General features: G+C 49.7%; 28 protein-coding genes and 1 other annotated feature (1 of these 29 cut by a window edge). Of the genes, 9 read left to right on the forward strand and 19 right to left on the reverse strand.

The genetic code is table 11. From position 1 onward, the window contains the following. Positions 1-193, reverse strand: a binding site (T-box leader); it reaches 44 nt to the left of the window's first position. A gap of 62 nt (positions 194-255) precedes the next feature. The 3 genes from ACY2IG_RS13780 to ACY2IG_RS13790 all read right to left on the reverse strand — a co-directional run bounded on the left by ACY2IG_RS13780 (position 256) and on the right by ACY2IG_RS13790 (position 2,211). Then, the gene (locus tag ACY2IG_RS13780; protein ID WP_290785599.1) at positions 256-648 is read right to left on the reverse strand and encodes a hypothetical protein; all 393 of its coding nucleotides are present in this window, start codon (positions 646-648) and stop codon (positions 256-258) included. Between the two features lie 185 nt (positions 649-833). Further along, positions 834-1,664 carry a GNAT family N-acetyltransferase gene (locus ACY2IG_RS13785; protein WP_462618042.1) on the reverse strand — a complete coding sequence of 277 codons (831 nt, stop codon included), beginning with the start codon at positions 1,662-1,664 and terminating at the stop codon, positions 834-836. 64 nt (positions 1,665-1,728) lie between these two features. Next, positions 1,729-2,211: a hypothetical protein gene (locus ACY2IG_RS13790; protein WP_462618043.1), complete on the reverse strand. Its 483-nt coding sequence runs from the start codon at positions 2,209-2,211 to the stop codon at positions 1,729-1,731. Positions 2,212-2,348: 137 nt separating this feature from the next. Between ACY2IG_RS13790 and ACY2IG_RS13795 the strand changes: the two genes are divergently transcribed. Then, complete coding sequence (locus ACY2IG_RS13795; protein ID WP_035410079.1) at positions 2,349-2,852, forward strand: hypothetical protein; 504 nt, start codon at positions 2,349-2,351, stop codon at positions 2,850-2,852. 258 nt (positions 2,853-3,110) lie between these two features. Here the strand turns inward: ACY2IG_RS13795 and ACY2IG_RS13800 are convergent, their stop codons facing one another. Both ACY2IG_RS13800 and ACY2IG_RS13805 read right to left on the reverse strand, forming a co-directional pair. Further along, complete coding sequence (locus ACY2IG_RS13800; protein WP_462618044.1) at positions 3,111-4,376, reverse strand: HAMP domain-containing sensor histidine kinase; 1,266 nt, start codon at positions 4,374-4,376, stop codon at positions 3,111-3,113. Then, positions 4,373-5,029 (reverse strand): response regulator transcription factor, encoded by a 657-nt coding sequence (locus ACY2IG_RS13805; RefSeq protein ID WP_462618045.1) that lies wholly within the window; start codon positions 5,027-5,029, stop codon positions 4,373-4,375. The genes ACY2IG_RS13800 and ACY2IG_RS13805 overlap by 4 nt, the downstream gene beginning before the upstream one ends. 130 nt (positions 5,030-5,159) lie before the next feature. On the opposite strand from ACY2IG_RS13805, the gene ACY2IG_RS13810 reads away from it, so the two are divergent. The 5 genes from ACY2IG_RS13810 to ACY2IG_RS13830 all read left to right on the forward strand — a co-directional run bounded on the left by ACY2IG_RS13810 (position 5,160) and on the right by ACY2IG_RS13830 (position 11,408). Further along, positions 5,160-6,314, forward strand: coding sequence for a hypothetical protein (locus tag ACY2IG_RS13810; protein WP_462618046.1), 1,155 nt, complete (start codon positions 5,160-5,162; stop codon positions 6,312-6,314). 197 nt (positions 6,315-6,511) lie between these two features. After that, complete coding sequence (locus ACY2IG_RS13815; RefSeq protein WP_462618047.1) at positions 6,512-9,337, forward strand: sensor domain-containing protein; 2,826 nt, start codon at positions 6,512-6,514, stop codon at positions 9,335-9,337. A gap of 86 nt (positions 9,338-9,423) precedes the next feature. Beyond that, on the forward strand, positions 9,424-10,305 hold the full coding sequence (locus ACY2IG_RS13820) for a YitT family protein (RefSeq protein ID WP_462618048.1): 882 nt from the start codon (positions 9,424-9,426) through the stop codon (positions 10,303-10,305). Positions 10,306-10,328: 23 nt separating this feature from the next. Continuing rightward, positions 10,329-11,225: an alpha/beta hydrolase gene (locus ACY2IG_RS13825; protein WP_462618049.1), complete on the forward strand. Its 897-nt coding sequence runs from the start codon at positions 10,329-10,331 to the stop codon at positions 11,223-11,225. Positions 11,226-11,240: 15 nt separating this feature from the next. Continuing rightward, complete coding sequence (locus ACY2IG_RS13830) at positions 11,241-11,408, forward strand: hypothetical protein (RefSeq protein WP_462618050.1); 168 nt, start codon at positions 11,241-11,243, stop codon at positions 11,406-11,408. A 49-nt stretch (positions 11,409-11,457) separates the two neighbouring features. Here the strand turns inward: ACY2IG_RS13830 and ACY2IG_RS13835 are convergent, their stop codons facing one another. The 14 genes from ACY2IG_RS13835 to ACY2IG_RS13900 form a co-directional block, all read right to left on the reverse strand. Next, the gene (locus ACY2IG_RS13835) at positions 11,458-12,282 is read right to left on the reverse strand and encodes a squalene/phytoene synthase family protein (RefSeq protein ID WP_035410098.1); all 825 of its coding nucleotides are present in this window, start codon (positions 12,280-12,282) and stop codon (positions 11,458-11,460) included. Between the two features lie 194 nt (positions 12,283-12,476). Next, on the reverse strand, positions 12,477-12,701 hold the full coding sequence (gene csrA, locus ACY2IG_RS13840; RefSeq protein ID WP_035410102.1) for a carbon storage regulator CsrA: 225 nt from the start codon (positions 12,699-12,701) through the stop codon (positions 12,477-12,479). After that, a complete protein-coding gene (gene fliW, locus ACY2IG_RS13845) occupies positions 12,701-13,141 on the reverse strand; it encodes a flagellar assembly protein FliW (protein ID WP_312193579.1) in 441 nt (146 codons plus the stop codon). The genes csrA and fliW overlap by 1 nt, the downstream gene beginning before the upstream one ends. Positions 13,142-13,145: 4 nt before the next feature. Further along, entirely contained in the window at positions 13,146-13,724 is a 579-nt protein-coding gene (locus tag ACY2IG_RS13850) for a DUF6470 family protein (protein ID WP_312193578.1), read from the reverse strand. A 13-nt stretch (positions 13,725-13,737) separates the two neighbouring features. Further along, positions 13,738-14,676, reverse strand: a complete 939-nt coding sequence (gene flgL, locus ACY2IG_RS13855; protein WP_312193577.1) for a flagellar hook-associated protein FlgL — start codon at positions 14,674-14,676, stop codon at positions 13,738-13,740. A gap of 7 nt (positions 14,677-14,683) precedes the next feature. Then, a complete protein-coding gene (flgK, locus tag ACY2IG_RS13860) occupies positions 14,684-16,210 on the reverse strand; it encodes a flagellar hook-associated protein FlgK (protein WP_312193576.1) in 1,527 nt (508 codons plus the stop codon). 12 nt (positions 16,211-16,222) lie between these two features. Then, positions 16,223-16,630 (reverse strand): flagellar protein FlgN, encoded by a 408-nt coding sequence (locus ACY2IG_RS13865; RefSeq protein ID WP_462618051.1) that lies wholly within the window; start codon positions 16,628-16,630, stop codon positions 16,223-16,225. Positions 16,631-16,727: 97 nt separating this feature from the next. Further along, on the reverse strand, positions 16,728-16,976 hold the full coding sequence (gene flgM, locus ACY2IG_RS13870) for a flagellar biosynthesis anti-sigma factor FlgM (protein WP_035410118.1): 249 nt from the start codon (positions 16,974-16,976) through the stop codon (positions 16,728-16,730). A gap of 36 nt (positions 16,977-17,012) precedes the next feature. Beyond that, complete coding sequence (locus ACY2IG_RS13875) at positions 17,013-17,291, reverse strand: hypothetical protein (RefSeq protein ID WP_155960182.1); 279 nt, start codon at positions 17,289-17,291, stop codon at positions 17,013-17,015. A 144-nt stretch (positions 17,292-17,435) separates the two neighbouring features. Beyond that, on the reverse strand, positions 17,436-17,840 hold the full coding sequence (locus tag ACY2IG_RS13880; RefSeq protein ID WP_231496900.1) for a ComF family protein: 405 nt from the start codon (positions 17,838-17,840) through the stop codon (positions 17,436-17,438). A 233-nt stretch (positions 17,841-18,073) separates the two neighbouring features. Continuing rightward, a complete protein-coding gene (locus tag ACY2IG_RS13885; protein WP_462618052.1) occupies positions 18,074-19,285 on the reverse strand; it encodes a helicase-related protein in 1,212 nt (403 codons plus the stop codon). A 243-nt stretch (positions 19,286-19,528) separates the two neighbouring features. Continuing rightward, positions 19,529-20,377: a DegV family protein gene (locus tag ACY2IG_RS13890; RefSeq protein ID WP_290752500.1), complete on the reverse strand. Its 849-nt coding sequence runs from the start codon at positions 20,375-20,377 to the stop codon at positions 19,529-19,531. 134 nt (positions 20,378-20,511) lie between these two features. After that, on the reverse strand, positions 20,512-21,204 hold the full coding sequence (locus tag ACY2IG_RS13895; protein WP_029342537.1) for a response regulator: 693 nt from the start codon (positions 21,202-21,204) through the stop codon (positions 20,512-20,514). Next, positions 21,201-22,373 (reverse strand): sensor histidine kinase, encoded by a 1,173-nt coding sequence (locus tag ACY2IG_RS13900; RefSeq protein ID WP_035410131.1) that lies wholly within the window; start codon positions 22,371-22,373, stop codon positions 21,201-21,203. Before ACY2IG_RS13900 ends, ACY2IG_RS13895 begins: the two co-directional genes overlap by 4 nt. 99 nt (positions 22,374-22,472) lie before the next feature. On the opposite strand from ACY2IG_RS13900, the gene ACY2IG_RS13905 reads away from it, so the two are divergent. From ACY2IG_RS13905 to ACY2IG_RS13915, 3 genes are all read left to right on the forward strand, one after another. Next, complete coding sequence (locus tag ACY2IG_RS13905; RefSeq protein WP_462618053.1) at positions 22,473-23,114, forward strand: YigZ family protein; 642 nt, start codon at positions 22,473-22,475, stop codon at positions 23,112-23,114. A gap of 135 nt (positions 23,115-23,249) precedes the next feature. Beyond that, positions 23,250-24,215 carry an LCP family protein gene (locus ACY2IG_RS13910; RefSeq protein WP_462618054.1) on the forward strand — a complete coding sequence of 322 codons (966 nt, stop codon included), beginning with the start codon at positions 23,250-23,252 and terminating at the stop codon, positions 24,213-24,215. After that, positions 24,190-24,606, forward strand: coding sequence for a GNAT family N-acetyltransferase (locus tag ACY2IG_RS13915; RefSeq protein ID WP_462618055.1), 417 nt, complete (start codon positions 24,190-24,192; stop codon positions 24,604-24,606). Before ACY2IG_RS13910 ends, ACY2IG_RS13915 begins: the two co-directional genes overlap by 26 nt. Positions 24,607-24,616: the final 10 nt, after the last annotated feature.

Here is a 24,616-nt window from a genome sequence, read left to right on the forward strand (position 1 = left end):
GAAAATCGTCTCCACTTGTCGCTGGTCCAACAACCAGCTAGCCCGGTAACGGGGGCAACCGTCCTGTCTACTCGAAGGTTCAACAGGCTCTCAGCGGTCCATTCTCGTTCAGCTTACCGTGTCAGGCTCTCACCATTCCTGACTCGCTTGGTCGGCAGTGTTGACGATACTTACTCCGCGTCGTCGATGTAATTGATATGGCTTAACTTGTTGTTTACTTTACACGGCTTGTTTTTCGCTGTCAACGAAAAAAACTCAGAACGGGTGGTCTTCTTGTTTTTCTTGTTCCCGACGGACCGGTCGTGGTTGAATCGGTTCGACGTGTTTGACATGTGTTCGTGTAACGATGCGGTTATTGAGTGTTGCATCGACCAAAATCGTGATCGCTGCTGCCATGTGTAAGAACATCCCGACGACGGGAATGACACCGACCGTTGATGCGACGATCCCGACGATGTTCCCTTTTGAGACATTTCCAGCACGTGCCGTCAGTACGACGACAACGATGTGGAACGCAAGCATCAACCACAGGGCATTATAACCTGAGAAAATGACGATTGAACCACCTAAAAGCGGAATCCCGAGCACCGCTTCCATTCCACCTGATACCCACTTCAACGTCCGCAATGAATCCTGTCGACTCTCCATGACGTCGCCTCCTCTTTTTTTCCATATGTTTAGTATACGACGGATTGCAGAAAAGGTTCCAACGTTTTTGTTTAGTTTCTGTATTAATCATCACAAAAAAAGAACGATCCGGAGACCGTTCTTCGATGAGGCATCACACGTCCACTCGACTTTTGCGAGCCGAAAAGTCATGATGCTTGCTTCAATTAAACCGCCAACACATGGAACTGATAACCACGATGGACGACGAATCCTGCTTCTTTATAAAGATCGAGTGCCCGGTCGTTATCCGTTTCGACGTCGAGCTCCAGTTGTGTCCGACCTGTCCGGAACAACGCTTGAACCATCAGCTTCAGCATCTTCTTACCGTAACCATTGCCTTGTGCTTCCGGACGAACCGCGAACGCATGGATGCTCGCTTGTGTATCGGAAGCGAGATAGGCACGGATGACACCGACCGGCTTGCCATTGGCGACGCCGATGAAAGTGATCCGGTCGTCGGATTCAATCGCTTGATAGATTGACTCCGCTTCTTCGTCCGTGTTACCGAACGATTTGCCGAGCGTCTCGACGATGAACGGGCGGTCGTCCGCTGTCGCTTCGCGTAATTCGAAATCCGGATCGGCTTTTAAGAACAACTGCGCCTTTTTCAAGATCATGTTGTACTCCGTCATCCGGTACTCTGCCCCTAACCCTTCAAGGACGGCTTGACCTGATTTACTTGCGTCATCAATGACGAACGTGAATGCTTCAACGCCTGCTTCCGTAGCACGCGCGCGTGCCGCTTCAACGAGTGCCGTGAAGATGCCCTGTTTCCGGTAATCCGGATCGACAAAGACATTCAATTCCCATTCCGTCGGTAAGTACGCGAACGCTTGTAAGTACCCGACGAGTTGCTCGCCATCATAGATTGCAAAATCATTCTCGCCGACCCAATCGGCTGCGACCTTTAATTCAATGCCATCGTGATCGTTGACACATTTTTCGAGTTGTAATACATCTGTTGTTTGTTTGACGTCTGTGACGTTCCATTCCATAATTCACTCACCTCATTTTCAACTATACCGAACGAATAAAAGAAGCACTAGCAAAAGCTAGTGCTCATTGCAGTTTGAATGTCTTCATCATCTGCGGGACGTCCTTGACGATCAAGTTCTCGATCGTTTTTTTGCCGACAGCGCCTTTGACGGCCTCCGTCGGTAAGACGTAGTAGTACGTTTTGCTACCTTTCGTCCCGAGATATGTACCATATCCGATTTCACGGTCGAACTGTTTTTTCGAGAGCTTCTTCGGCTCGTAGTTTAAGTTAACGAGTAACTGATCCGCGCCCCTAACTTTATAGTATAACGCGAACGTACCACTCCGCGTGACGACACCGTATTTCGATTTAACCGTCTTGTTCTTGACGAGCTCGACTTTATCTTGTTGAATCGCCTTTTTCAACGCGTCCGTCGTCTTGACCGTATAGCCGAACGTCTTGTTCGCGACGACTCCTTTGTTATATGTCACGTTACTTGCAGCAAAACCCGTCACCGGAGTCAGACATGCTCCGAGTAAGACTCCTGTCATTGCGATTCGTTTCATACTGACTCCCCCTTAAAATGATCGATAGTAATGAATTCCCTTTTGCGAAATAGGTAAACTCTATTCTCGAAAAAGATTTGACGGAATTGTCTAAATTTCTTACGATAAGGATAACGAAACGAAATGGGGTTAAAGCGATGACTGAACAAGAACAATTAACGCAAGAACAGCTCGATAACTTGCTCAAGAATGCGTTTGCAATGCAGGTTCCGATCCTCGAGAAGTTCATGAAGGATACACACGATCGTTATGCACTCGCAACGACGTCGTTCAAGCGTGACATGGAAGCAATGAAAGAGACAGAATGGCATCAGTTCTTCGCTAGTAAACTGTTACCGCACTTCTTCCTCGAGCACCTCGGATTCGGGGCATCGTTCCGCTTCAACGGACACGATAAGGAAGTCGATCTTCCAGAGAACGTCGTCCCAGTCCGCAATGATGCCGATGAGCAAATCGAAAAAGTCGTCCTCGGGGTCAAAAAGGCGATGCAGGATGAGCACATCAAGAACCACGATCTTGTCGCGAATTTCTATAAAGAAACACTCGAACTCGCTTGTCAAATGGGAAGCCGTGTCGGGATGAGCGATGAGTTCTATACGCTCGTCAAACCAAGTCTTGTTCATGCGAACGAAGGCGAATGATCTTTAACTTCTACCAACATTAATAGGAGAACAGTTTCTGTGTGATACGGAAACTGTTCTCCTTTTTCGTGTCCCTATTTCAGAACGAAGTAGCTCATCCGCGACTCCTACAGGAAAAGAAAGTGCCAATAGCACTTTCGTCAGGAACTAGTAAGACCCGGCAGATGGTACGGAGTGCAAGATGCCGCGGCTTACTCCCGCCTGTAGAAAGCAAGGATGACGGAATCGTTCGTCAGAATCCCCTACCATTCTATCCCATCAAAATCGAACGTAGAAGACCGCTCCGCCACCACTTCGGTCGCGGACACCGTAGTCAAATTGATGACTATCGAGAATCATCCGACTGATCGCAAGACCAAGTCCATGTCCGGCACTGCCTTCTTGTTTGACGTAGACGTTCCAGATCGTTGCCCGGTCTTCTGCTCGGACACCCGCTCCTTCATCCTCGACCGTCAATTCGTCATCCGTTAAGCGAACCGTGACCGTTCCTCCGACTGGTGAAGCAAAACGGGCGTTCATCAAGAAGTTGATCAGGACACGTTCGAACATCCGTGAATCAAGTGATTGCCTAACCGGTTGCAGCTCCGTCGCCAGCGTCAGTCCTGCCTGCGTGAACGTCCCACGCAGGCGTTCGACTGTCGCAAGCACGAGTTCATCAAGTGCCACATCCGTCTTTTCAAGCGGCATCCGTCCACCGGCAAGCTTCGAATAAAGTAACGTCTCGTCAATCAGATGACCGAGTCGATCCGTCTCCTCGATGATACTCGTCGTCACGTCGGGCAGTTCGGCAACAGGAATAACACCTGCTGCGAGCGCCTCGGTCTCGTTTCGAATGATTGCGAGTGGCGTCCGCAAGTCATGGGTGATACCGGCGATGAACGTCTTTTGCAGATGATCCTTTTGTTTGAGTTGTGTCTGCATCTCATCGACCGCGTCGATCAACTCCCCGACTTCATCCTTCGGTCGGGCTGGCAGGACGACGTCCGTTTCACCAGCACCAATCTTTTGAGCGACGGATCGAAGCGTCACGATCGGTCGTGTCAGGTGCCGTGCCATATAGTACGCGAGTAAGGATGCCAGCAACAGGGTCACAAGTAACGCGAGTCCGATCGCGACATAGACACCGTCGAGAGCGCTACTCGCTAGCGGCGCTTGTCGCACCGTCGTGATCCGCGTTCCATCAACGTTCAGCTGATACGTCAATAACCGTTCGTCTTGCACTTCGATGACATCTTCTTTCTTAAGATCGTCGAGAAGTGGTAACCGTCCCGCCGGTCCGCGCGCACCGATCCGTTGCGTCAATCCATCGGTCGTCAAAAACCCTTGAATGTCACGCGGAATCGGCGTGTCAGCTTCAAGCGCTTGTTTGATGATGTTCGCTTCCCGCGCGAGTTGATCGTACCGTTCGCCTTCTGCAAACCGATTGACAAGGAACGCCGTCAAGACGAAACTGAGGACCCCCATCACGAGCAGCGGACCGACGACAGCGTATAAGAACTTACGCATCAAAGGACGTCGTTTCATTCAATCGCCTCCAATCGATAGCCGACCCGGTGCACCGTCTTCAATTGTTGTCTAATGACGGGTAGCTTATCGCGCAATTGTTTGACGTGCGTGTCGACCGTCCGGGTATCGCCTCCAAATGCGTAACCCCAGACGTCGTCAAGAATCTGATCCCGGCTCAGTGCCTCCCCGAGATGTTCGATGAAGTAGAGCAACAGTTCGAATTCCATCTTTGCGAGACTGACTGCCTGTTCTCCCAATTTGACTTGGCGTCCCTTCTCATCGATCGTCAATTCACCGAACGCATGGCGGGCGACCGGCCGGACTTTCAATGCCCGTTCGAGCCGGATCGTCAGCTCCTTCAGGACGACCGGTTTGACGAGATAATCATCGGCACCGAGTTCGAGTCCGAAGACACGATCATCTGCCTCCCCACGCGAGGTCATCATGAAGACGACCGGCGGCTGAACTTGTGATTTGATACTTGGCACGAGCGACCAACCGTCACCGTCCGGCAAGCGGACGTCGATTAAGACAGCGTCAAACGTTGTCGTTAAGCACTGTTTCGCCTCTGCTAACGAACCAGCAATCGTTACCTCATACGCATGGTGACGGAGGAAACGTGCCGTCACCTGCGCTAATTTTTGTTCATCTTCAATCAATAGTACGTTCATGGCCATCCCTCCACTACTAGTGTAGCGTCTTTTTGCCCGCATTTGCCTTTCTTCGCAGTTTCTTTGCAACTTCCTCACAACTTCTCTTTCGTGACCCTCTACCATAAAAGGTGAAAGGAGTGATCATCCCATGACATTTAAAAAACAATGGATCACTGCATTGACAATTAGCGCATTAACCGTCGGAGGCGCATCAGCATATGCTGCGACGAACGACGACTCGAGCACGACAAAACAAGCGAAACACGGGCACCACTTCGAAGGTATGAAAAAACACGACATGACGTTACTCTTGAAAAAATTGAACCTGACACAAACTGAGGCAGATGCTGCCCGGGAGAAAGGACAATCAATCGCCGATCTCGCAAAAGCAAAAGGCATCTCGTTCGCTGATTATAAAAAGGCAGAACTCGCAGCAGCGAAGGAACAGCTCACTAGTCTCGTTAAATCCGGTGACTTAACACAAACGCAAGCAGACGACATGTTGAAGCGCCAAACGGAACGCTTCAGTGGCGTTAAAAGCTATGATGAGTTAAAAGAGAGGATGCCGATCGGTCGTCACGGTGGACCTAGTTTCTTCAACGAATCGTTGATTGCTGACGTCCTGAAAGCACTCGGACTGAGTCAGTCGAAATTCGATGCAGCGAATCAATCGCTCGCTGCTTATGCGAAGGCACAATCGATCAAGTTCGCTGACTACAAAAAAGCGTTGCTTGCAGCGCAGACGAGTGAACTCAATCAACTCGTCAAAGACGGGAAGATGACGAAAAAACAAGCAACAGAAATCAAGTCTCGTCTGACAGAGGAATACAAGGACGCGAAGAGCTATGATGATCTTCCGGATCGCGGTGAACACGATAAGCGCGGTGACCATGGACCAGGTGGTGTCTTCGGCGACGCGACATCAGCGATTCTAAAAGCACTCGGACTCGATGAGGCGAAATTCAAAGCAGCGGATCAATCATTGCCTGAATTTGCGGAAGCGAACAAGATTGCTTACGCCGATTTCGAGAAAGCCGTCCTGACAGCACAAACTGCTGCGATTGATCAACAAGTCAAAGATGGCAAGCTGACAGACAAACAAGCGAAACAAATCAAGGAACACATCCAGTCGCGCGCAGATGCGGTCTCAAGCTACGCTGATCTCAAGAAAGGACCAGCACGCGATGGTGGTCATGGTCGAGGACACGGACCTGGACCGGATGGTGACATGCCTGGCGCACCGGATCAAGGACCGGATGCGGATCCGAATGCGAGTGCTACATCCGTCGATTTAGCGATTTAAAGATTAGACCGAGGCTCTTTCATCAGAGCTTCGGCTTTTTTTGTTCACTTTAGGACAATTGTCTTTTAATCATGAATTTCATATACTGGTTCACTTTTTTGAAAAATAAGTCTATTCCTTGAACGAATGTTGCAATTTCCATTTCCTACACCCGATACTAGTAGAGAGAACGTTAGTATCGTAAGGAGGTGACGTGGATGGCTTTTCATGAAGCGATGAATCGGATTCGTCAATCCGACACAGCCCCACTCTATATCGGTGGACTTGAAGTATCCCGTCCGGAAACGGCGGAAGCCTTCTTTCAACAACAGACAGATGCAATTTTTTTATTTGATGCCTCTGGAACAATCATCTATTTCAACGAACAATTGCCGGACATGCTCGGCTATTCCGCTGAGACGCTCTATGAACACTTTGCCGTCTTCAATCCACCTGATCAAGTCGAAGCGGTGACATCCTTTTTCAATCGTGCGCTACATGGTGAGACCGTTCATTATACGGCACAAGGACTTCATGCCGATCAACACCGGGTTACCTTAAAAATTACGAACATGCCGATCGAACAAGACGAACAAGTCATCGGCGTTTACGGGATCGCACGTGATATCACACGTGAGAAACAACTCGAAGAAGATGTCTCGTCCATTCGCTCCCAACTTGAACTGACGGAACAGATTCCTGAACTCGTCATCTTCCACTTTGATATCCACACACAAATGATCGAGTTTTCTCCCGCTTTGTTGCATTTTTTAGGTCTTTCAGAAGTCGACGCGACGACGCTTGATCAAGAACAGTTATTTAGTCGGATTCATCCACGTGACTTCGATCCGCTCCGGTTCGAGATGGAACGTTTGATTGCGGGTGAAAAAGAACGTTTTGAAATGGAAGTCTCCCTGCTGACGGCTGACGATAACTATCAACTGTTACGCTTGAAGGCCTTTCATCGTCCGCATCATCCAAATCATCTGTCGGTCGTCCTCTATGACTTATCAGAAGTCGACGAGGCGCGGCGTCAACTCGTCACGGAACGGGCACAGGCACGTGAAATCTACGAAGCCGTCAATGCCGCGATCTCACAAATCGACTTGTTCTCGGGACGAATCCTGTTTCACTCACAAGGATTTCTGCATATCTTCGAAGAATTGCCAGAGAATTTAATCCTTAGTCGCGAGTGGTTGTACGAACGACTAGACGCGCGCGATCATGTTGCAATGAAACAATTCATCGGACGATTGGTGGACGGTCAGGCTGATACGATCCAGTACCGCCTTCACTTCCCGGATGGTCGCGTCAAATGGATTGAGGATCAACAGATCCCTGTCTTCCAACTGGACGGTACGATTGCCTATACGAATAGCATCATGCATGATATCACGCTTCAAAAAGCGTACGAGGAACGATTGCGGCAGCTCGCTTTGCGTGACGCTGTGACGCATCTGCCGAACCGGCAAGCGCTGATCGGGACAATCGACGCATGGCAAGAGAAGGACCAACCGTTCTTCGTCCTGACCGTCTCCTTCAACCGCATCGCTGAGATCAATAATGCCTTCGGACACGGCTCCGGTGATCAGTGGCTACAAGGAACGGCTGCCTTATTACAACAAACAAAGTCAGATGGAACGTTCCTCGGACATCTTGGTGGTGATGAGTATGCCCTGCTCGTACCGACAAGCGATAAACAGGATGTGACGGCATGCGCCGAGGCACTACTCGATCTATCGGAAACACCGATCTCGATCGAACCATATGCCTTGTTCGCTCGTATTTCCGTTGGGGTCAGTCGCTATCCGGAAGACAGTACGGACGCCGTCGAATTGTTAAAGCATTCCTATACCGCCTTACGACGATCGCGTCGTGAAAATCACAGTACGATACACCACTACGCATCGAATCTCGATATCGATTATTACCGGCGCTACCGGCTCGAGCAGGACTTACATTACGCGATCGAACATGATCAACTGTTCCTCGAATATCAACCGAAAGTCGACAGCTGGACAGGAAAGATTGTCGGTTTAGAAGCGTTGATTCGCTGGCAACACCCGGAATGGGGACGAATTCCACCGAACGATTTCATTCCGCTTGCCGAAGAGAGTGCCTTACATGTCGCAATCGGAGACTGGGTCGTCGAGACGGCGTGTCGTTCGATGCAAGACTGGAAGGCGACCGGAGCAGATCTTGTTCCAATTTCCGTCAACGTCTCACCGAAACGATTCTTGATCCCCGGCTTCGAACACCATATAGAGCGGATGCTGTCGACGTACGATCTCGCGCCTGAGTTACTCGAACTTGAAATCACGGAAGCGGCTTTAATCATGGATGATCCGATGACGAGTCGGACACTCGAATACGTCAGCCGGATGGGTGTTCGGATCGCACTCGACGACTTCGGGAAAGGCTATTCCTCAATGGTCTACCTGCAAAGGTATCCGATCGACGTCATCAAGATCGATCGGCAGTTCGCGACCCACATCACGGATGACGCTAAAGCCCAAGCAATCGTCAAAAGCATTCTCTATATGGCAGGTGAGTTCAATCTGACCGTCGTCGCAGAAGGCATCGAGACGCTCCGTCAGCTCGATACGTTCCGGACGCTCAATTGTCCGAGTATCCAAGGCTATCTATTCAGTCGCCCGGTTCCAGCGGACGTCCTGGAATTGTTCCTCCTGCGGGAGATTTTGTATCCGATCGAAGCCTGTTCCTTGTCGAGCGATACCATTCCCCGTTTTTCCGTTTCTGGGAAAGTTCGCATGCTGACACATCATGCCCAGTCGTTCGAACTGCCCTTCTCAGACATTGAAGCGCATCAAACGAGTACGCGGGCACTCTATTTTTCGTCAAAGACGTTGTTACCGTTGTCGGACGCAACGTTTGAGATTCGCTTGAGTGAAGGAGTTCAACTCGTCTCCTGTACGGTGACGATCACCGGACAACAAGATCATCAATACATCGGTGAATATACGAATCCGATCGAAGCAGAACAGATCATGCGTTTCTTCCAGTCGTTACGTTATCGCCCTTGACCTCTCCACGAAGACGTTCACACACGTCTTCGTGCTTTTTTGTTATAGTAATCCTAAAGCGTTTTACTATAGAAGGGAGGAATGGCATGCAGTCACCATTACCTACGAAACATCATCGTCGCTCTACGAAAGGTCAGCTTTTTCGACGATTACTGATGCTAACAATCGGTGCCATCATCTTCGCACTTGGACTGAAAGGATTCCTTGTTCCAAATAACATCATCGATGGCGGGATCGTCGGAATCTCGATCATCGGCTCAAAGCTGACAGATACGACGCTCGCTTTGTGGCTGTTCTTCTTGAACATCCCGTTCATCTTTTTCGGCTATAAGCAGATCGGAAAGACGTTTGCCCTGTCGACGTTATATGCGATCTTCGTCATGGCCATCGCAACGAAACTCCTCGAACACATCGGTCCCTTGACGAGCATTGATCTGCTCGCGACCGTTTTCGGTGGCTTAATTCTCGGAATCGGCGTCGGGATCGTCATCCGTTCGAGTGGATCACTCGACGGAACTGAGATTCTTGCTGTCTCTTTCAGCCGCTCGACACCGTTTTCAGTCGGTGAGATCGTCATGTTCTTCAACGTCTTCATTCTCGGTGCTGCTGGATTTGTTTTCGGTTGGGACCGAGCGATGTACTCGTTGATCACCTATTTCGTCGCCTTCAAGACGATTGACGTCGTCATCGACGGACTCGATCAATCGAAGAGTGTCTGGATCATTTCGGAGAATTACGAAGAGATCGGTCTTGCGATCATGGACCGACTTGGTCGAAGCATGACGTACTTAAACGGGGAAGGTGCCTTTACCGGTGACGGCAAAAAAGTCATTTTTTGTGTCATCAGTCGGCTCGAAGAATCTAAACTGAAGGACATCGTTCGTGACTTCGATGAACAAGCCTTTATTGCGATCGGCAACATCCATGATGTCCATGGCGGTCGCTTTAAGAAAAAAGATATCCATTAACCGAACGAAGGGAAGGAACGCGGGTGTGGAAAAAACATCGTAAGAAAATCATCGGCGGCGTGATCGTCATCGTGACGCTCGCTGTCATCGTTGTCATCGGGATTTCCGGTTATGTCGGATCATCGTTGACGCAACCGGAACGCGAAGCCTTGACGACGACACCCAAAAAAGCAGAAGGACTTGACTATGAAGATGTCACCTTCCGTTCTTATAAAGACCGGACACGTTTGTCTGGCTGGTGGATGCCAAGCGAAGATGCGAAGTTGACGATCGTTTTCGCTCACGGCTATGGCAAGAACCGGGAACAAGATGATGTTCCTGTCTTCTCGCTATTTAAGAAGTTTCACGATGCCGGATACAACGTCTTGACGTTCGATTTCCGAGGATCGGGTGAATCGGACGGGAAACGCGTTACGGTTGGTGCCAAGGAACAAGATGATCTACTGACAGCTGTTCGTTACGCGAAGTCACGTTCTTCAAAACCGGTCGTCCTCTATGGTATCTCGATGGGCGCAGCGACATCACTCGTAACGGCACCGAAAGCGGATGTCGTCGGTGTTATCGCCGACAGCCCGTTCAGCGATCTCGAGAATTATCTCGCAACGAACCTGCCCGTCTGGAGCGGGTTACCGAACTTCCCGTTCACACCGATCATCCTTGAAATCACGCCACCGTTGACAGGTCTTAATCCAGAACGAGTCAAACCGGTCGAAGCGGTCCGGCGCATCGAGTACCCGATTCTGTTGATTCACGGGAAGGATGATGATGCGATTCCCGTCACGGAAAGCATGAAGATCCAAAAAGCTGCTCCGCGCTCGGAACTCTACGTGACGGAAAACGGCGGACACGTCCAGTCATACGCGCATGACCGGAAGGCGTATGAAGATAAAGTGTTGACCTATCTGTCTGACTTGCATTGATGGAAGGAGAGACACATGCAACAGCTATCTGTGTTCTTGACCTGGTTTGTCGCGTTGACGGTGATGACGATCGGACTACTCGTCTCCCGTCGCGTCGGTTATCGTTTTCCCTATGGACGGACGGTCGCTTTGATTTGGACGGGTTCTGCCTTGATTGGACTCGCTTTTTATCTATTACGTTAAAAACAGCCGCCCACTTCCTTGATGGAAACGGGCGGCTGTTCGTTTGTGCTTATCGTTTTAGTACGGCGGCGCCGACGATCTTCAAGACTTCCGGACGACTCAGTTTTTCTTTCCCTTTTGCAAGGGCATCCAGCGTTCCATGTGCGAGTGCAAGTGGAATGTGACAGAATTCATAAATCGTCGTCTCCTTCGGAATGGACGCAAGGTACGCATCGGCTTCTGCAAGGTTCTCACGCGCATAGGCGAACATCGTATCCGTCGTCCAACCAGGTGGGAAGTAGCCGACACCACGCTCCGCATCTTCCTGTTGGTTACGAAGGATGTTGACGGCTTGCAAACCACGACCGAATCCGATCGCTTGCTGTTTATCGGTGACGATACCAGCCTTCCAGTACCAGATGTCGGATAACATGACACCGACGAGTCCAGCGACATAATACGTGTACTCATCGAGATCCGCTTCCGTCTCGACCGTCCAGTCACGCTCAGCCCAGACCGCCATGCCTTCTGCCATCTCAGCCGTCGAATCGAGCACTTTCGGACGAATCGCAGCCGGACAATAGGCGATCCACTCCGGTAAACGGAGCGTCACTTCTGGTAGATGTGCCGTATACGGCGCAATCAATTCAAGATAGGCGGTAGCAGAAAATGTGCCCCGCATCAACAATGCCGTCTCCCGGAGCAACATCGTCTTGACGTCCGTCGCCAAGTCTTCATGATCTTCAATCTCATCGATGGCGCGCATGCATAGATAAGCAGCACCGACCGCTTCCTGTAAGTCTTGCGATAGTCGACTAATCGGGATATAGAAGGTGCGACTCGTCGCTTTCAATACTCGGTTCGCGTCTTTTTTCAGCTGCTTCGTCTCATTCATTCCTGACAACTCCCTCTTTGGCTCAAAAGGTTTCTTTTCTCTCCATTACTATACACGATTCAACGCGTTTCAGCATTCGTTTCATGATAAGAAAGACTCCCTTTGCGATAGATTCAGGCAAAGGGAGTCTTTTCATCCTCGTTTGAAGCGTATCGTTCACAAGAAAAATACGTTCCGATGACATTCAAATGGAATCATTTTTCCTGTTGTTTCAAAAGTTGTCCGATCAACCCTGTGCTACGGGAGGCTTCCGTGTTCTCTTCTTGGATCGACAAGTAGACTTCCTTCCGGTGGATGTCGACCTGTCGCGGTGCCTTGATACCGAGCTTGATTTGATCGCCTTCAATCGCAAGAATTGTCAGTTCAATGTCGTCACCAATTTGAATCGCTTCTCCCGTCTTTCGTTTGAGTACGAGCATCAGCGACCACCTACTTCCGTCAGGCTGCCGATCAGATGACGATTCGTATAGGTATCGTCTAAGATGATTTGTTTCGCGAGTCGTTGTTTCGTCTCCATGACGAAGGGTGCCCGTAAGTTCGTCGTCGACGCCGTGAACGGATCTCGTAACGTGACCGTCGTATAGACAGCGACTTGCGCCGTATCCTCAATCCCGAGCTGTTCTTTTGCTGCGTCCGGTAACTCGAAGACGTATTCCGGATCAATCCAGAACGGGTTCGTCACGACGAACGCACACTCCGGCTGATCAATCGATTGAAACGACCAGAACGGTACGCCCTCTCCGAACGGGAGCAGGATGAAGCGCTTCGCGTCCGGAAAACCCGGTAATTCGGACGCGAAAGTAATGATTTCCGTCTCGTCAATCGTGATAGTTCCAAAAAAATCGGTTTCGATTTGCATGTCGTTATCCTTCCCCGTCGAATATGCCACCAACCGGCCACATATTCAATTGATTTTGTTCTTGTAAGAAAATCTCGACCTGTCCGTCTTTTACGGTCAGCTCCGGTTGATGCGTTTCGACATCGATCTTCGGACGATTCGCGGTGTAGCTCAATCGGACTTCCGCTGGTGTAAAAGTCGTCTTGACCCGATCAAGACTCCGCGGGATGAATCCGAGTGTCGTCACTTCGGCAGGCGGTGTGTCGTTAGTTTTTGCAATCCGCGCGACCGTTCCCCCACCTTGCTCGATCCGCATCAGTTGATCCCCTTCCGATGCTCTCTGCGCGACCGCTTCCTGTCCCTTTTGTCGACCGTAGGCAGCGTACTGCCGAACGGACTCGAGCGCAGGAACACGCCCCATCTCGATCCAGGCTTGTGTCGAATCGATCTCAAGACGTGCCGCGACGGTTTCAATCGACAGTTCCCCGCGGGGCTGTTCAATCGAAAGGGAGGCAGGTGTCTGCTTCTGCTCGATTTGCGGACGTGTGATATTCATCCCGATTCGTGCTGCCGTCTGACGCATTTCAAGATGTGGAAGATTCATCTGCCTTCACCCCTTATCGTAGAAAATCGAGTAACGTCGGTTGAATGATTCGTGCTCCGGCGCTTAGAGCCGCTCGGTGTAACGTTTCGTACGACTTCAGTTCCATGATGACTTTTTCCGCCTCGATGTCTTCGTTATCCGACATGACCGTCTTTGCGATGATTTCCTGATCCTCGAGCCGTGATGTGTTCAAATCCATCCGGTTAACCCGTGCCCCGAGATCCGCACGCGTCTCGACCGTGCCGTTCACCATCTCATCGATATCCTTCAACATACCGGATAAAGCAGCTCCATTATTGTCAGCATTCGTCCCTAGGGCATCGTAGACTTTTTTCAATGTCTGGAACGTTCCCGGTCCAAAGACGCTAAGTGGCGAGATGTTGACTTGGACTTCGATACCGGAAGAGATTTCATATTGAATTGATTCCGTCTCCTTGCCCGTCGGATCCCCATCCGTGAAGACACCGTCAACAGGACCTGAAGCACTTGCTAAGTAATCACGCAATCCGTCCATCGAGACGAATTCCGTATCCGTCTTCGTCCCGTTGAAGATCCCTTTTTCATTGTATTTCGTATTCGCGAGCGTCCCGATGTGTTCGATCAATTGACCGACCTCGCTCTGGATCGCTTTACGCTGTGTCGCATCATACGTATCCGTCGCCGCCTGTGTCGTCAACTCACGAATCCGGCTCATCGCCGACGTGACTTCGTTAAGGGCCGAATCCGTCAAGTCCATCCAGCCCGTTGCTTCACTGGCATTTTTCTTGAACTGTTCGACTTCTCGTACTTCCGTCCGGTAACGCACGCCCTGCATCGCGACGACCGGATCATCGGATGGACGCTGAATTTTCTTCCCGCTGATCAATTGCTCTTGAAGCGTGCTCAAGCGCTGATAGCTAGAGGATAAGTGCCCGATATTCGTTTTCGTCAACATCGTTTGTGTTACTCTCATCTATTCATCACCGTCCTACGAGTCCCATACCGTTGATGATTTTATCGAGCATCTCATCGACGGTCGTAATATTTCGTGCTGCCGCATTATAAGCGTGTTGATACTGAATCATCATCGTCATCTCTTCATCGATCGAGACGGCAGACATCGACATACGGCGTTGATCCGCACTCTCCATCAAGACAGCGGCACTCTTCCCGAGGCGCGCGACTTGTTCGGTCGAAACTGCCATGTTGCCGATGACGTTTTGATAGAACGAGCCGATCGTCGTCGTCGTGTCCGACTTCGTAAACGTAATGCTTGCCGTCTTCATTTTCGCTAGTTTCAGCGCTCCTTGACTGTCCCCGATGTTTCCATCCGTCGACGTCGCAATGTTATCGAGACTCGCTTTGATCTCCTTACCGACAGAAATCGTTGCTGCCGTGATGTCGCCACTTGTCGAAGCAAAGAACGCATTCGATCCCGCTGTCCCGTCTTTTTTCAAGTTCGTCGCGTGCGCGGCGTTGAACGCATCGGCGAAGGTCTTCGCCATCTCATCAAGTTGACTCTCCATCTTGACGTATTCCCCGACAGCTTGACCGTTTCGTTCTTGCCCGTACATCTCGATCAATCCTGTCAAACGACCTGTTGAGAAACCGCCTAGCTGATCGAACGTGTAGGTTTGTGTCTCCGATTTGAAGCCTGTGTATAGTCCTTGATCGTTCGTCGTGAAGGTTAGTGTCCCTGCTTTCGGTAAGTCGGAGTCGACCGCAAGCAGCTTGTCCCCATTCGGAAACTTGATGTTGACGTCAATACGTCCTTCTGCATTGCGTAACGCATTCCCCATCTTCCCTGTTTCGATCGCCTGAGCGTCTACCGTCACTTTTTCGAAATCGACATATTGAGCAAGTTCATCAAAGTAGCGATCACGTTCATCATAGAGCGCGTTCGGCAAGGTACCGAGCGGTTCGACGACATGGATTTCCGTATTGATGTTATGGATTTTTTGCAAGAGATCATTGACTTTTTTCGTCGAGACATCGATTTCACTTTTTAAGTCTGATTTGACCTGATTGATTGCCTTCGACATGTAATTGAAGGTCTGTGCGAGCGTCTCTGCTTTTTGCCGGACGACACTGCGCGCACCCGAGTCCTGCGGATTCGTCGACAAAGTCTGAAGTGATTCCCAGAATCCGTCGAATGCCTTCGCAAGACCCGTATCCGACGGTTCATTGATGATATCTTCCATCCGTCCGAAAGCCGCTTCCTTCGTGCCGTAATAGGAAACTTTCGTCACTTCATCCCGGTATTGCTTATCGAGCATGATGTCACGAATCCGCTCGATCATTTCTCCGCGGACACCCGTTCCGACTTGACCATTTCGGCCAGATCCAAGCGATATCGAAAGCTGTTCTGTTGTTCCCATGACGAGACGCTGACGAGAGAATCCTTCCGTACCGGCGTTCGCAATGTTATTTCCAGTCGATTGCAGGGCCCACTGGTTCGTCGTTAATGCCCGACGTCCTGTCTCAAGCCCCATGAAAGTCGATCCCATCCGTATTCCTCCTTACGCGTTTCGGTTAAAGTGTGTCTGGTTCAGTGCGGACTGACCATATGTGAAGTCGTCTGCTTCTGGAATCAAGAGTTGGAGATGCCAATCCAAATAGTGCAACGATTGCTCGAGCAGCTCTGCGTTCTGTGCATTCAGCTGCCGCAACTGACCGATCGTCTGCAACAATGTCCGGAGTGAGTCGATATCTTCCGGATGCGTCGCGATCCATTCCGTCATCGTCACGCTCCCCATCAGTGCAAGTCGCTCTTGCTCTAATGCTTCAATCCGCTTGATATGTACCGGTTCTTCTTTAACGATTTCAGACAAACGACGCATGTCGTTTGCAATCAAGACGTGCTTCTTTTCTTCTGCGAGCGCAAGTAAATGAGCATGCGCCTCGTTGAGTTGATTGATGAGTTGCATTCGGTTTCTCCTTCCGAATTAAAAAAGGTTCTATTCATATAAAAAACGACCCGCGCATCCGTGCCCCGAGTCGCCTCCATTTTCTACGATGTTCCGCTTACAGGTTCAAGAAACGTTCCGCGATTTTTTTCGCGTCCGGTTTATAGGTTCCATCCTGGATCGCCTGCTTGAGGGATTCAATCTTTTCAGTCCGTGACGTCTGTGTCTCATTAAAACGCGCGCGCGCTTCTGTTGAGATACTGACTTCGTCCGGACGGTTCGTGCGTTGGTTTTTTGTTCCTTCTACTGATTGAGTTCTTTCGTACGTTTTGGGCATGTTCACCCATTTCGTAGAATCAATTCGCATGTGAACACCTGCTTTCTAGACTACAAGATTCTTAGTTCAAGTCCGATACGTCCTTGGTTTCGAAGAGTCAGAAGAGTCAAGCATCGCCTGGGCGAGGTCACGTCGTAAACGATCACGACATGCGGCACAAATCGTGCCTTCACGGGAGGGCTTCCCGCAATTCTCACACATGATTTCCATTTGGGAAATCTCGGAGATCAATAAGCGCCCTTCCTTGATGTAACGGAAGACGGTATCTCGACTGACACCCGTTCCGATCTCGACATCTTTAGGTGAAGTCCGGATTTTTCGTCGTTCTCGCAGAAATTCGCGCACCTTCTCAAAATCCGTATGATCCTTTCGTATGCAATCAATACACAGTTCTGAAGATTGACGCACGACTAACTTTCCGCAAGATTTACAATTGATGACATCCATTTCTTTCACCTCATATAGAGTATCGGCAGGATTGTCGCTTTCTTAAACACTTCGAAATAAAGTTACAGCAGAAATTTCTTTTGCGCCTGCCTCCTTCAGTCGAAACATTGCCTGCCGAAGAGTCACACCTGTCGTGTAGACGTCATCGACGAGCACAATGTTCTTCCCTTTGACGTCATTTGTCACGCAAAACGGATTACTTCGCGCAAGCCGAGCCTGTCGTCCTGCCTTACTTTGGGCAGGACCCTCCAAACGACTCAAATACGGCGCGATCTTCCCACGCATCTGGCGTGCGATCAACTCCGCTTGATTGAAACGACGGTCTGCGAGACGCTCGGTGCTTAACGGTATCGGAACAAGAACAGCTTGTTTGATTTTTACCTTCTTCAAGTCATCGGTAAACATCTCAAGCAACGCAGTATCTCCGAGAAACTTGAACCGACGCATGAATTCCTTGGCTGCATCATTGTACAGATAAAGAGGTGTCGTCTGGAGGGGCAGCCCTTGCTGCCGCCACGCCGTACAATCTGAACAGCATGGCGAACCCGGCTTTCCACAATCGACGCATTCCCCTCTTTTTACAAACTTTATTTTACAGGTCGGACAGGTCACTTGCCTAGTCCAGAGATTTCCGAGTTCCCAACTAGGTAGATAGACCTCTTGACAGAATAAACATCGATTCATGGTTGCACGGCATTCGCTTTTTTAATGTGATGGATCGCTTCATACATCGCATCACTTCGGTCATTGGCGCAAAATAAAATGTCACCATCCGGATACGCCGACGATCGTCCGACACGTCCGCTGATTTGAATCAAGGCTGCCGTACTGAATCCTTGATCGGCATCAAGAATCGCAACCTGGACGTTTTCGATCGTCACACCCCGCTCTAGAATCGTCGTTGTCAGTAAGATTCCTGTCGACTGTCGAAAGTGTCGGACCTTCTCGACTCGTTCTGAATCCGCGGCATGGACCGTCTCGACGGTATAGCCTGCATCTGCGAATCGGCTCTGCCATCGCTCAAGCTCCGCAATACGCGAGACGAACACGAGCCGTGGTACAGCAGCATGACGCGCCAACCAATCGAATACGATCTGTTCGGTATAAGGTACGACGAGCTTTGGTACCGGTAACGGATACCCGTGATAGCGCCGCATCAGTCGGACTATCGGAAAGCGTCGATGCCAAAACGAAGGGGTGGCGCTTAATAAAATCAAGGCAGCGTCTTTCGTCATCGCTCGTTTGACGTACCGGTGCAACGTCCGGTCCATCCGGTAAGGGAAGGCATCGACCTCATCCAAGAAGACGACATCGAAACAATGCCGGTAATGAATCAATTGGTGTGTCGTACTGACCGTGATGTCACCTAACTCGAGACGCTCCGACGAACCACCGTATAAAGAGACAATGGACGTATTTGCGAATGCTCGCTTCAAATGCCCTGTCAATTCCCGGACGACATCTGCCCGAGGTGCTGCGACAAGAACACGTCGTCCGTTTGTAAGGGCGTCGGCGATTCCTGGAAAGAGCATCGGCGTTTTTCCGGCACCACACACGGCATGGACAAGAAGTCGTTTCGGACGCAAGACGGTCTGCTGGATTGCTTGTGCGATGCGCAGTTGCGCCGGCGTCAACAACAATGGTCCGTGTTGCGACGGGATCACTGGATCAAGCGCCTCCAAATCCGTCACGAGCCTCCCGCAGCTTCGCAATTTGCCATAAGCGAGACATTTTCGACAATAATAACAGGCTGTTCCACATGTACAGGCACCTCGTACTGGTAGTGCGCCACACCGTTGACAACGCCATGTCACGGCTGGCATGTATCGATATGTTTCGTTTGGTGTATCTATCCATTCAGCAGGTACGAGTCGTCCTCGAAGATCCATCATCATGACCTCTCCTTTCTGTGACGTTCCTTTCTCGCATATGCCTGGTATCTCCTTGTCCGCATACGTTCCTGCTCCATCGCTTTTTTCCTCAGTCAATTTAAGAGAATAGCGTACATTATGCCTCTAAAAGTCCTCGTAAGTAGAATCATTCATGAAAATCGAGGATTTTGACAAAACAAAAGCAACAGGTATTCTCAATGTAAGAGAATTCCTGTTGCTCATCTGTTTTATCGGTTATGTTGTTCATTCCGCTGCATGATACCACGTGATCCCAATTGCACCAGGTCCGAGGTGTGTCCCGATGACGGGTCCGAAGAAGCTCATCTCGATGCGCGCCTGCGGGAAAAGTGCCGTTAGTTCGGCAATTTCTGCTTCTGCTTTCATAGAATCCTCCGCATGGATGACACCGATGACATATCCTGCTCCGTCCCCTTTGATGTCTTCCTTCATCATTTCCTCGATTCGATTGACCGCTCGCTTGAACGTCCGGATTTTTTCGAACGGAACGATTTTCCCGTCGATGAAGTGAAGGACCGGTTTTATCTTCAGAAACGAGCCGACGAATGCCTGTGTGACACTCAAACGTCCACCACGCTGAAGGTGGGCTAGATCGTCGACGACGAAGTAGGCTCGAATCTGTTTTTTTAATGTCTCCAGACGATTAACGATCGTCTCTGCCGTCGCTCCTGCATCTCGCAAACGAACGGCTTCTTGGACGAGAAACGCTTGCGGCATACAGGAAATACGTGAATCGATTGGATGAACGTTGACATGCTCCACCATCATGTTGATCGTATGTAACGCTTGATACGTTCCACTGATCCCACTCGATAGTGTGATACCGATGATATCCGTTCCTTCCGGCAATTGCTCGAACGACGCAACGAGATCACCGATGTTCGGTTGTGATGTCGTCGGGAGGCTGCCCGTCTGGATGCGTTTATAAAATTCAGCTACTGAGATGTCAAACCCTTCTCGATAGGCGTCACCGTCGAAGATGACACTAAGTGGTGCGACGTGCACTTGATGTTCTTCACAATAGGTAGTTGGCAGATAGGCTGTGCTATCCGTTAAGATCACAATCTGGCTCATCCGTGAATTTCCTCGCTTTTATAGTTCCGTCGTGACGCTGCCGAATGTGACACGCCACAATCGTTTTTAAGTGTAGCATTTTTCCTTGGATAAAAAAAGAAAGACGGGAGCCCCGGCTCCTGTCTTTCGAGATGTTAGACGACGACCCATCCACGGCGGATTGATTCGACGACGGCACCAGTACGGTCCGGTACATTCATCTTCCGAAGGATCGATGAGACGTGGTTCTTAACCGTCTTTTCACTGATGTATAATGTATCGCTGATCGCGCGGTTTGAGAAGCCGTCCGCCAGTAACTGTAAGACTTCGCATTCGCGACGTGTTAGAACGTGGAGCGGTGCTTCCGCGACTCGTTTTTCAACAGGCTGTGATGCCATCGTTTGTTTCATCTTCATCAAACGACGATATTCCTGTAACAAGTTCGGTGTGACCTTCGGATGGACGTAGCCACCTTCGCGGTATACGGAACGAATCGCATTGACGAGCTCATCGGTTGCCATTTCTTTTAAGAGATAACCGACCGCGCCTGCACCAAGTGCATGCATGACATATGTCTCATCATCATGAATCGATAAGATGATGACACGGACGTCCGGATAGACTTCCATCAGACGTTTTGTTGCTTCGACACCATTGACTTGCGGCATGTTGATATCCATTAAGACGATATCCGGTTGGTGGGTTTCGACGAGCGAGATGACTTCCGCTCCACTTTCCCCCTCCGCTACGACGACGAACTCTTCTTCGAAATCAAGAATTCGTTTAACGCCTTCGCGGAATAACTGATGATCGTCGACGATGACTACTTTCACTTGCTCGTTGTTCACAGTGTTTCCCCTCTCGCTTCGGATTCCTCGATCGGAATCTTTACCTTGATGACCGTACCTTTTCCGGGTTGCGTCTCGATTTCGAATTCACCATCGATCAATTCGATCCGTTCACGCATACCGACGAGTCCGAATGACTCGTCACACGACGCGACGATGGAATCAAAATCAAATCCAACGCCATTATCCTTTACATGGATTCGTACGGAATGTTGATATTGTTCTATGATAATACGAATGTCACTCGCTTTGGAATGCTTAACTGCATTTTGAACGGCTTCTTGCACGATCCGGAAAACGGCGACTTCATACGTCGAATCGATTCGTTCACCGCCTCCGAGATAGTTAAAGTGAACCGGAATATTCGAAATTTCTTGAATATGACGAAGATAGCGTTCGAGCGTCGGAACGAATCCGAGATCGTCAAGCGTCATCGGACGTAAATCATAAATGATACGACGGATATCAGCAAGCCCATCCCGAATCAACGTCCGTAAACGGTGAATCTCTTCAAAAGCTGCCTCTGCCCCATTGTGCTGGTGAATCTTTTCAATCAAATCTGCCCGGATCAAGACATGGGCAAGCGTCTGTGCCGGACCATCATGCATATCGCGCGACAGCCGGCGGCGTTCATTTTCGGCGGACTGGAAGACTTTTAGACCCATCTCCTGCTTTTGCATCGCCTTTTCATATTTTTCATTCATCATCTGCATATCGTCCGTCAAGAAGTTCAAGACGACCGAGACACGTCCAATCAATTGATCTGCTCGTTCTATCGTCTCATCGAGCTGAATCAGTCGGCGCTCGAGCTCATCACGTCGTTTTCGGCAATTCATCTCGTCTCGTTGATTGATGAACGATTCGAGCTGCAACGCGTTTGCAGTCTCATAGGCCGACCGGACATCCTGTTCCGAGTAGCTGTCGAAGTTCTTACTGACGACGACGAGTCGCGCCTTCGCATCCTTGATGTGCCGTTCAAGTCGTTCTGCTTCTTTTATATAGTCGTGCACCCGAATCTTCAGGTCGCGTAGTTCTTGCTGAATTTCGGCATACTGTTCGCGAGAACTTTCCGTAATCCGGACGATTTCTTCCCGACTCTCTTCTACGACGCCGATGATGTTCTGTACGATATCATTCAAGGATAGCCGCTCCCTCATCTCATTCGTCATGGTACTCCCTCCATTCCTTGCCAGTCGTCTACGGTTGTCTCTCTCTTGGAACGTCGTTATGCTAGAAAGAACTAGTTAACGAGGAGGACATTTTTGATTATGACATTATCTAATTATTATACAGTAAAAGAAAACGGTTTCCACGAAATCATTATCCAAAAGTCACGATTCATTACCTATTTAGCGCGTGCAACGACGGAAGAACAAGCCCAGGCGTTCATTTCCGAGCTGAAAAAAAAACACCACGATGCGAACCATAATTGTTCCGCCTACGTCATCGGTGAACGCAATGAGATCCAAAAAGCGAATGATGACGGTGAACCGAGCGGAACGGCCGGTGTTCCAATGCTTGAAGTATTGAAAAAGCGAGACTTACGCGATACGGTCGTTGTCGTGACACGATATTTCGGCGGTATCAAGCTGGGTGGCGGTGGATTGATCCGCGCTTATGGTTCGAGCGTTTCTGAAGCACTGAACGCAGTCGGCGTCGTCGAACGGATCGAACATACTGTCGTCTCCGTCACCGTCGATTATACATGGCTTGGAAAACTCGAGAACGAACTGCGGGCAAGCGTCCATCCAATTGATCAGATCCATTACCTCGATCAAGTCCAGATCGACGTCCTCGTCAAGACAGCCGATGTTCTGGATTTTCTCGACTGGATGACGAATATGACGAATGGTCAAGCTGAGTTGTCAAGCGGCTCTACACGCTACCTCGAACGTGACATTATTTCTTGAACTGCTATACTGATTGTAAAGAATTTTAAAGTTTTTCAAAAATTCAGATAAAGTTAGGGGTTAATGAACGTGGAAGAGCGAACCCGAAGCAATAAAAAAAAGATAAAGAAAAAACGTTCTTGGTTCAAAGTGTTCGTGATCAGTTTTCTTATCGTGCTTATTGGCGGAGGGGCGACCTTCGCGTATGTCGCGTACAAGACATTTCAGACCGCAAACGACTCAAAAGTCGATTTAGCTCGTGGGGACAAGTCTGAGAAACGAAAAGCTGCGATTGATTTGACGAAAGACCACTTTTCTGTCTTGCTTGTCGGAACGGATGAACGACCTGGCGATACCTCCTCACGTGCTGACACGATGATCGTCGCGACATTCAACAAGAATGATCAGACGGTCGATATGGTCAGTATTCCTCGTGATTCACTTGTCCAGATTCCTTCGGTTGGTTATGAAGATAAGATCAACCATTCCTATGCCTTCGGTGGCATCGATTCAACGATTGAAACCGTCGAGACATTACTTGATATCCCCATCGACTATTATGCCTCGATCAACTTCAACGGTGTCGTCGCGATCGTTGACGCCTTAGGTGGCATCGATGTCGACGTCAAATTACCAATCGATACGCTCGACTCATCCGATAAGCGCAATGGCGTCAAATTGGAGCCGGGGAAACAAACGTTGAACGGGGAGGAAGCACTCGCTTATGCCCGAATGCGTTATCAAGATCCTGAAGGTGATATCGGTCGAACAAAACGCCAACAACAAATCGTCGAAGCGATCGTCGATCAATCTACCTCATTCGGTTCCATCACGAAATTGAACAGTCTGATGGATGCGACCGGTGATAACTTCAAAACGAACATGTCGTTGACGGAAGCATTCCAATTGCAACCATTCATCAAAAAAATCGGTTCGATCAACCGGATTGATTTAAAAGGAACGGATACGAAAATCAACGGCGTCTACTACTACCAACTTGATCCGACTTCACTTGCGGATGCAAAAACGACGTTGAAGGAACAGCTCAATCTACCGACTGATGAGACAACGGACAGCACGACGACGGAGGCTGCAGATGATTCGGTCACTTCAACCAACTGATCATACGTCACTATTAGATGTTCAGCGCCGCGCTTATCAGATTGAAGCACGATTACTCGAAACTGCTGATTTCCCGCCATTACGCGAAACGATTAATGACATCAACATAGAGGCACCGACTGGTTTTGTTTATATTATCGACGATAACATCACTGGTGCCGTCACGGTTGACAATTTGACAATCACCCGTCTCGTCGTTGATCCGGCATACTTTCGGCAAGGGATTGCACAATCCTTGTTGCAACATCTATTCGAACACAGTCACGCAAAACATGTCATGACTGGCGCGCGTAATCTTCCCGCGCTCGCTCTTTATGCTCGCTTCGGCTTCACAGAAGTTCAACGCGTATTCCGCGATGAGATTGAACTCGTCTTCTTGACGCGCATGTGACGTCTAATAA

It is taken from the genome of Exiguobacterium sp. EF_C8 (genome assembly GCF_054956715.1).

Bases quoted from the DNA above. Each gene is read 5' to 3' on its own strand.
- ACY2IG_RS13780 (WP_290785599.1), bottom strand. From the start codon at position 648: ATGGAGAGTCGACAGGATTCATTGCGGACGTTGAAGTGGGTATCAGGT.
- ACY2IG_RS13785 (WP_462618042.1), bottom strand. From the start codon at position 1,664: ATGGAATGGAACGTCACAGACGTCAAACAAACAACAGATGTATTACAA.
- ACY2IG_RS13790 (WP_462618043.1), bottom strand. From the start codon at position 2,211: ATGAAACGAATCGCAATGACAGGAGTCTTACTCGGAGCATGTCTGACT.
- ACY2IG_RS13795 (WP_035410079.1), top strand. From the start codon at position 2,349: ATGACTGAACAAGAACAATTAACGCAAGAACAGCTCGATAACTTGCTC.
- ACY2IG_RS13800 (WP_462618044.1), bottom strand. From the start codon at position 4,376: ATGAAACGACGTCCTTTGATGCGTAAGTTCTTATACGCTGTCGTCGGT.
- ACY2IG_RS13805 (WP_462618045.1), bottom strand. From the start codon at position 5,029: ATGAACGTACTATTGATTGAAGATGAACAAAAATTAGCGCAGGTGACG.
- ACY2IG_RS13810 (WP_462618046.1), top strand. From the start codon at position 5,160: ATGACATTTAAAAAACAATGGATCACTGCATTGACAATTAGCGCATTA.
- ACY2IG_RS13815 (WP_462618047.1), top strand. From the start codon at position 6,512: ATGGCTTTTCATGAAGCGATGAATCGGATTCGTCAATCCGACACAGCC.
- ACY2IG_RS13820 (WP_462618048.1), top strand. From the start codon at position 9,424: ATGCAGTCACCATTACCTACGAAACATCATCGTCGCTCTACGAAAGGT.
- ACY2IG_RS13830 (WP_462618050.1), top strand. From the start codon at position 11,241: ATGCAACAGCTATCTGTGTTCTTGACCTGGTTTGTCGCGTTGACGGTG.
- ACY2IG_RS13835 (WP_035410098.1), bottom strand. From the start codon at position 12,282: ATGAATGAGACGAAGCAGCTGAAAAAAGACGCGAACCGAGTATTGAAA.
- csrA (WP_035410102.1), bottom strand. From the start codon at position 12,701: ATGCTCGTACTCAAACGAAAGACGGGAGAAGCGATTCAAATTGGTGAC.
- fliW (WP_312193579.1), bottom strand. From the start codon at position 13,141: ATGCAAATCGAAACCGATTTTTTTGGAACTATCACGATTGACGAGACG.
- ACY2IG_RS13850 (WP_312193578.1), bottom strand. From the start codon at position 13,724: ATGAATCTTCCACATCTTGAAATGCGTCAGACGGCAGCACGAATCGGG.
- flgL (WP_312193577.1), bottom strand. From the start codon at position 14,676: ATGAGAGTAACACAAACGATGTTGACGAAAACGAATATCGGGCACTTA.
- flgK (WP_312193576.1), bottom strand. From the start codon at position 16,210: ATGGGATCGACTTTCATGGGGCTTGAGACAGGACGTCGGGCATTAACG.
- ACY2IG_RS13865 (WP_462618051.1), bottom strand. From the start codon at position 16,630: ATGCAACTCATCAATCAACTCAACGAGGCGCATGCTCATTTACTTGCG.
- flgM (WP_035410118.1), bottom strand. From the start codon at position 16,976: ATGCGAATTGATTCTACGAAATGGGTGAACATGCCCAAAACGTACGAA.
- ACY2IG_RS13880 (WP_231496900.1), bottom strand. From the start codon at position 17,840: ATGCGTCGGTTCAAGTTTCTCGGAGATACTGCGTTGCTTGAGATGTTT.
- ACY2IG_RS13885 (WP_462618052.1), bottom strand. From the start codon at position 19,285: ATGATGGATCTTCGAGGACGACTCGTACCTGCTGAATGGATAGATACA.
- ACY2IG_RS13890 (WP_290752500.1), bottom strand. From the start codon at position 20,377: ATGAGCCAGATTGTGATCTTAACGGATAGCACAGCCTATCTGCCAACT.
- ACY2IG_RS13900 (WP_035410131.1), bottom strand. From the start codon at position 22,373: ATGACGAATGAGATGAGGGAGCGGCTATCCTTGAATGATATCGTACAG.
- ACY2IG_RS13905 (WP_462618053.1), top strand. From the start codon at position 22,473: ATGACATTATCTAATTATTATACAGTAAAAGAAAACGGTTTCCACGAA.
- ACY2IG_RS13915 (WP_462618055.1), top strand. From the start codon at position 24,190: ATGATTCGGTCACTTCAACCAACTGATCATACGTCACTATTAGATGTT.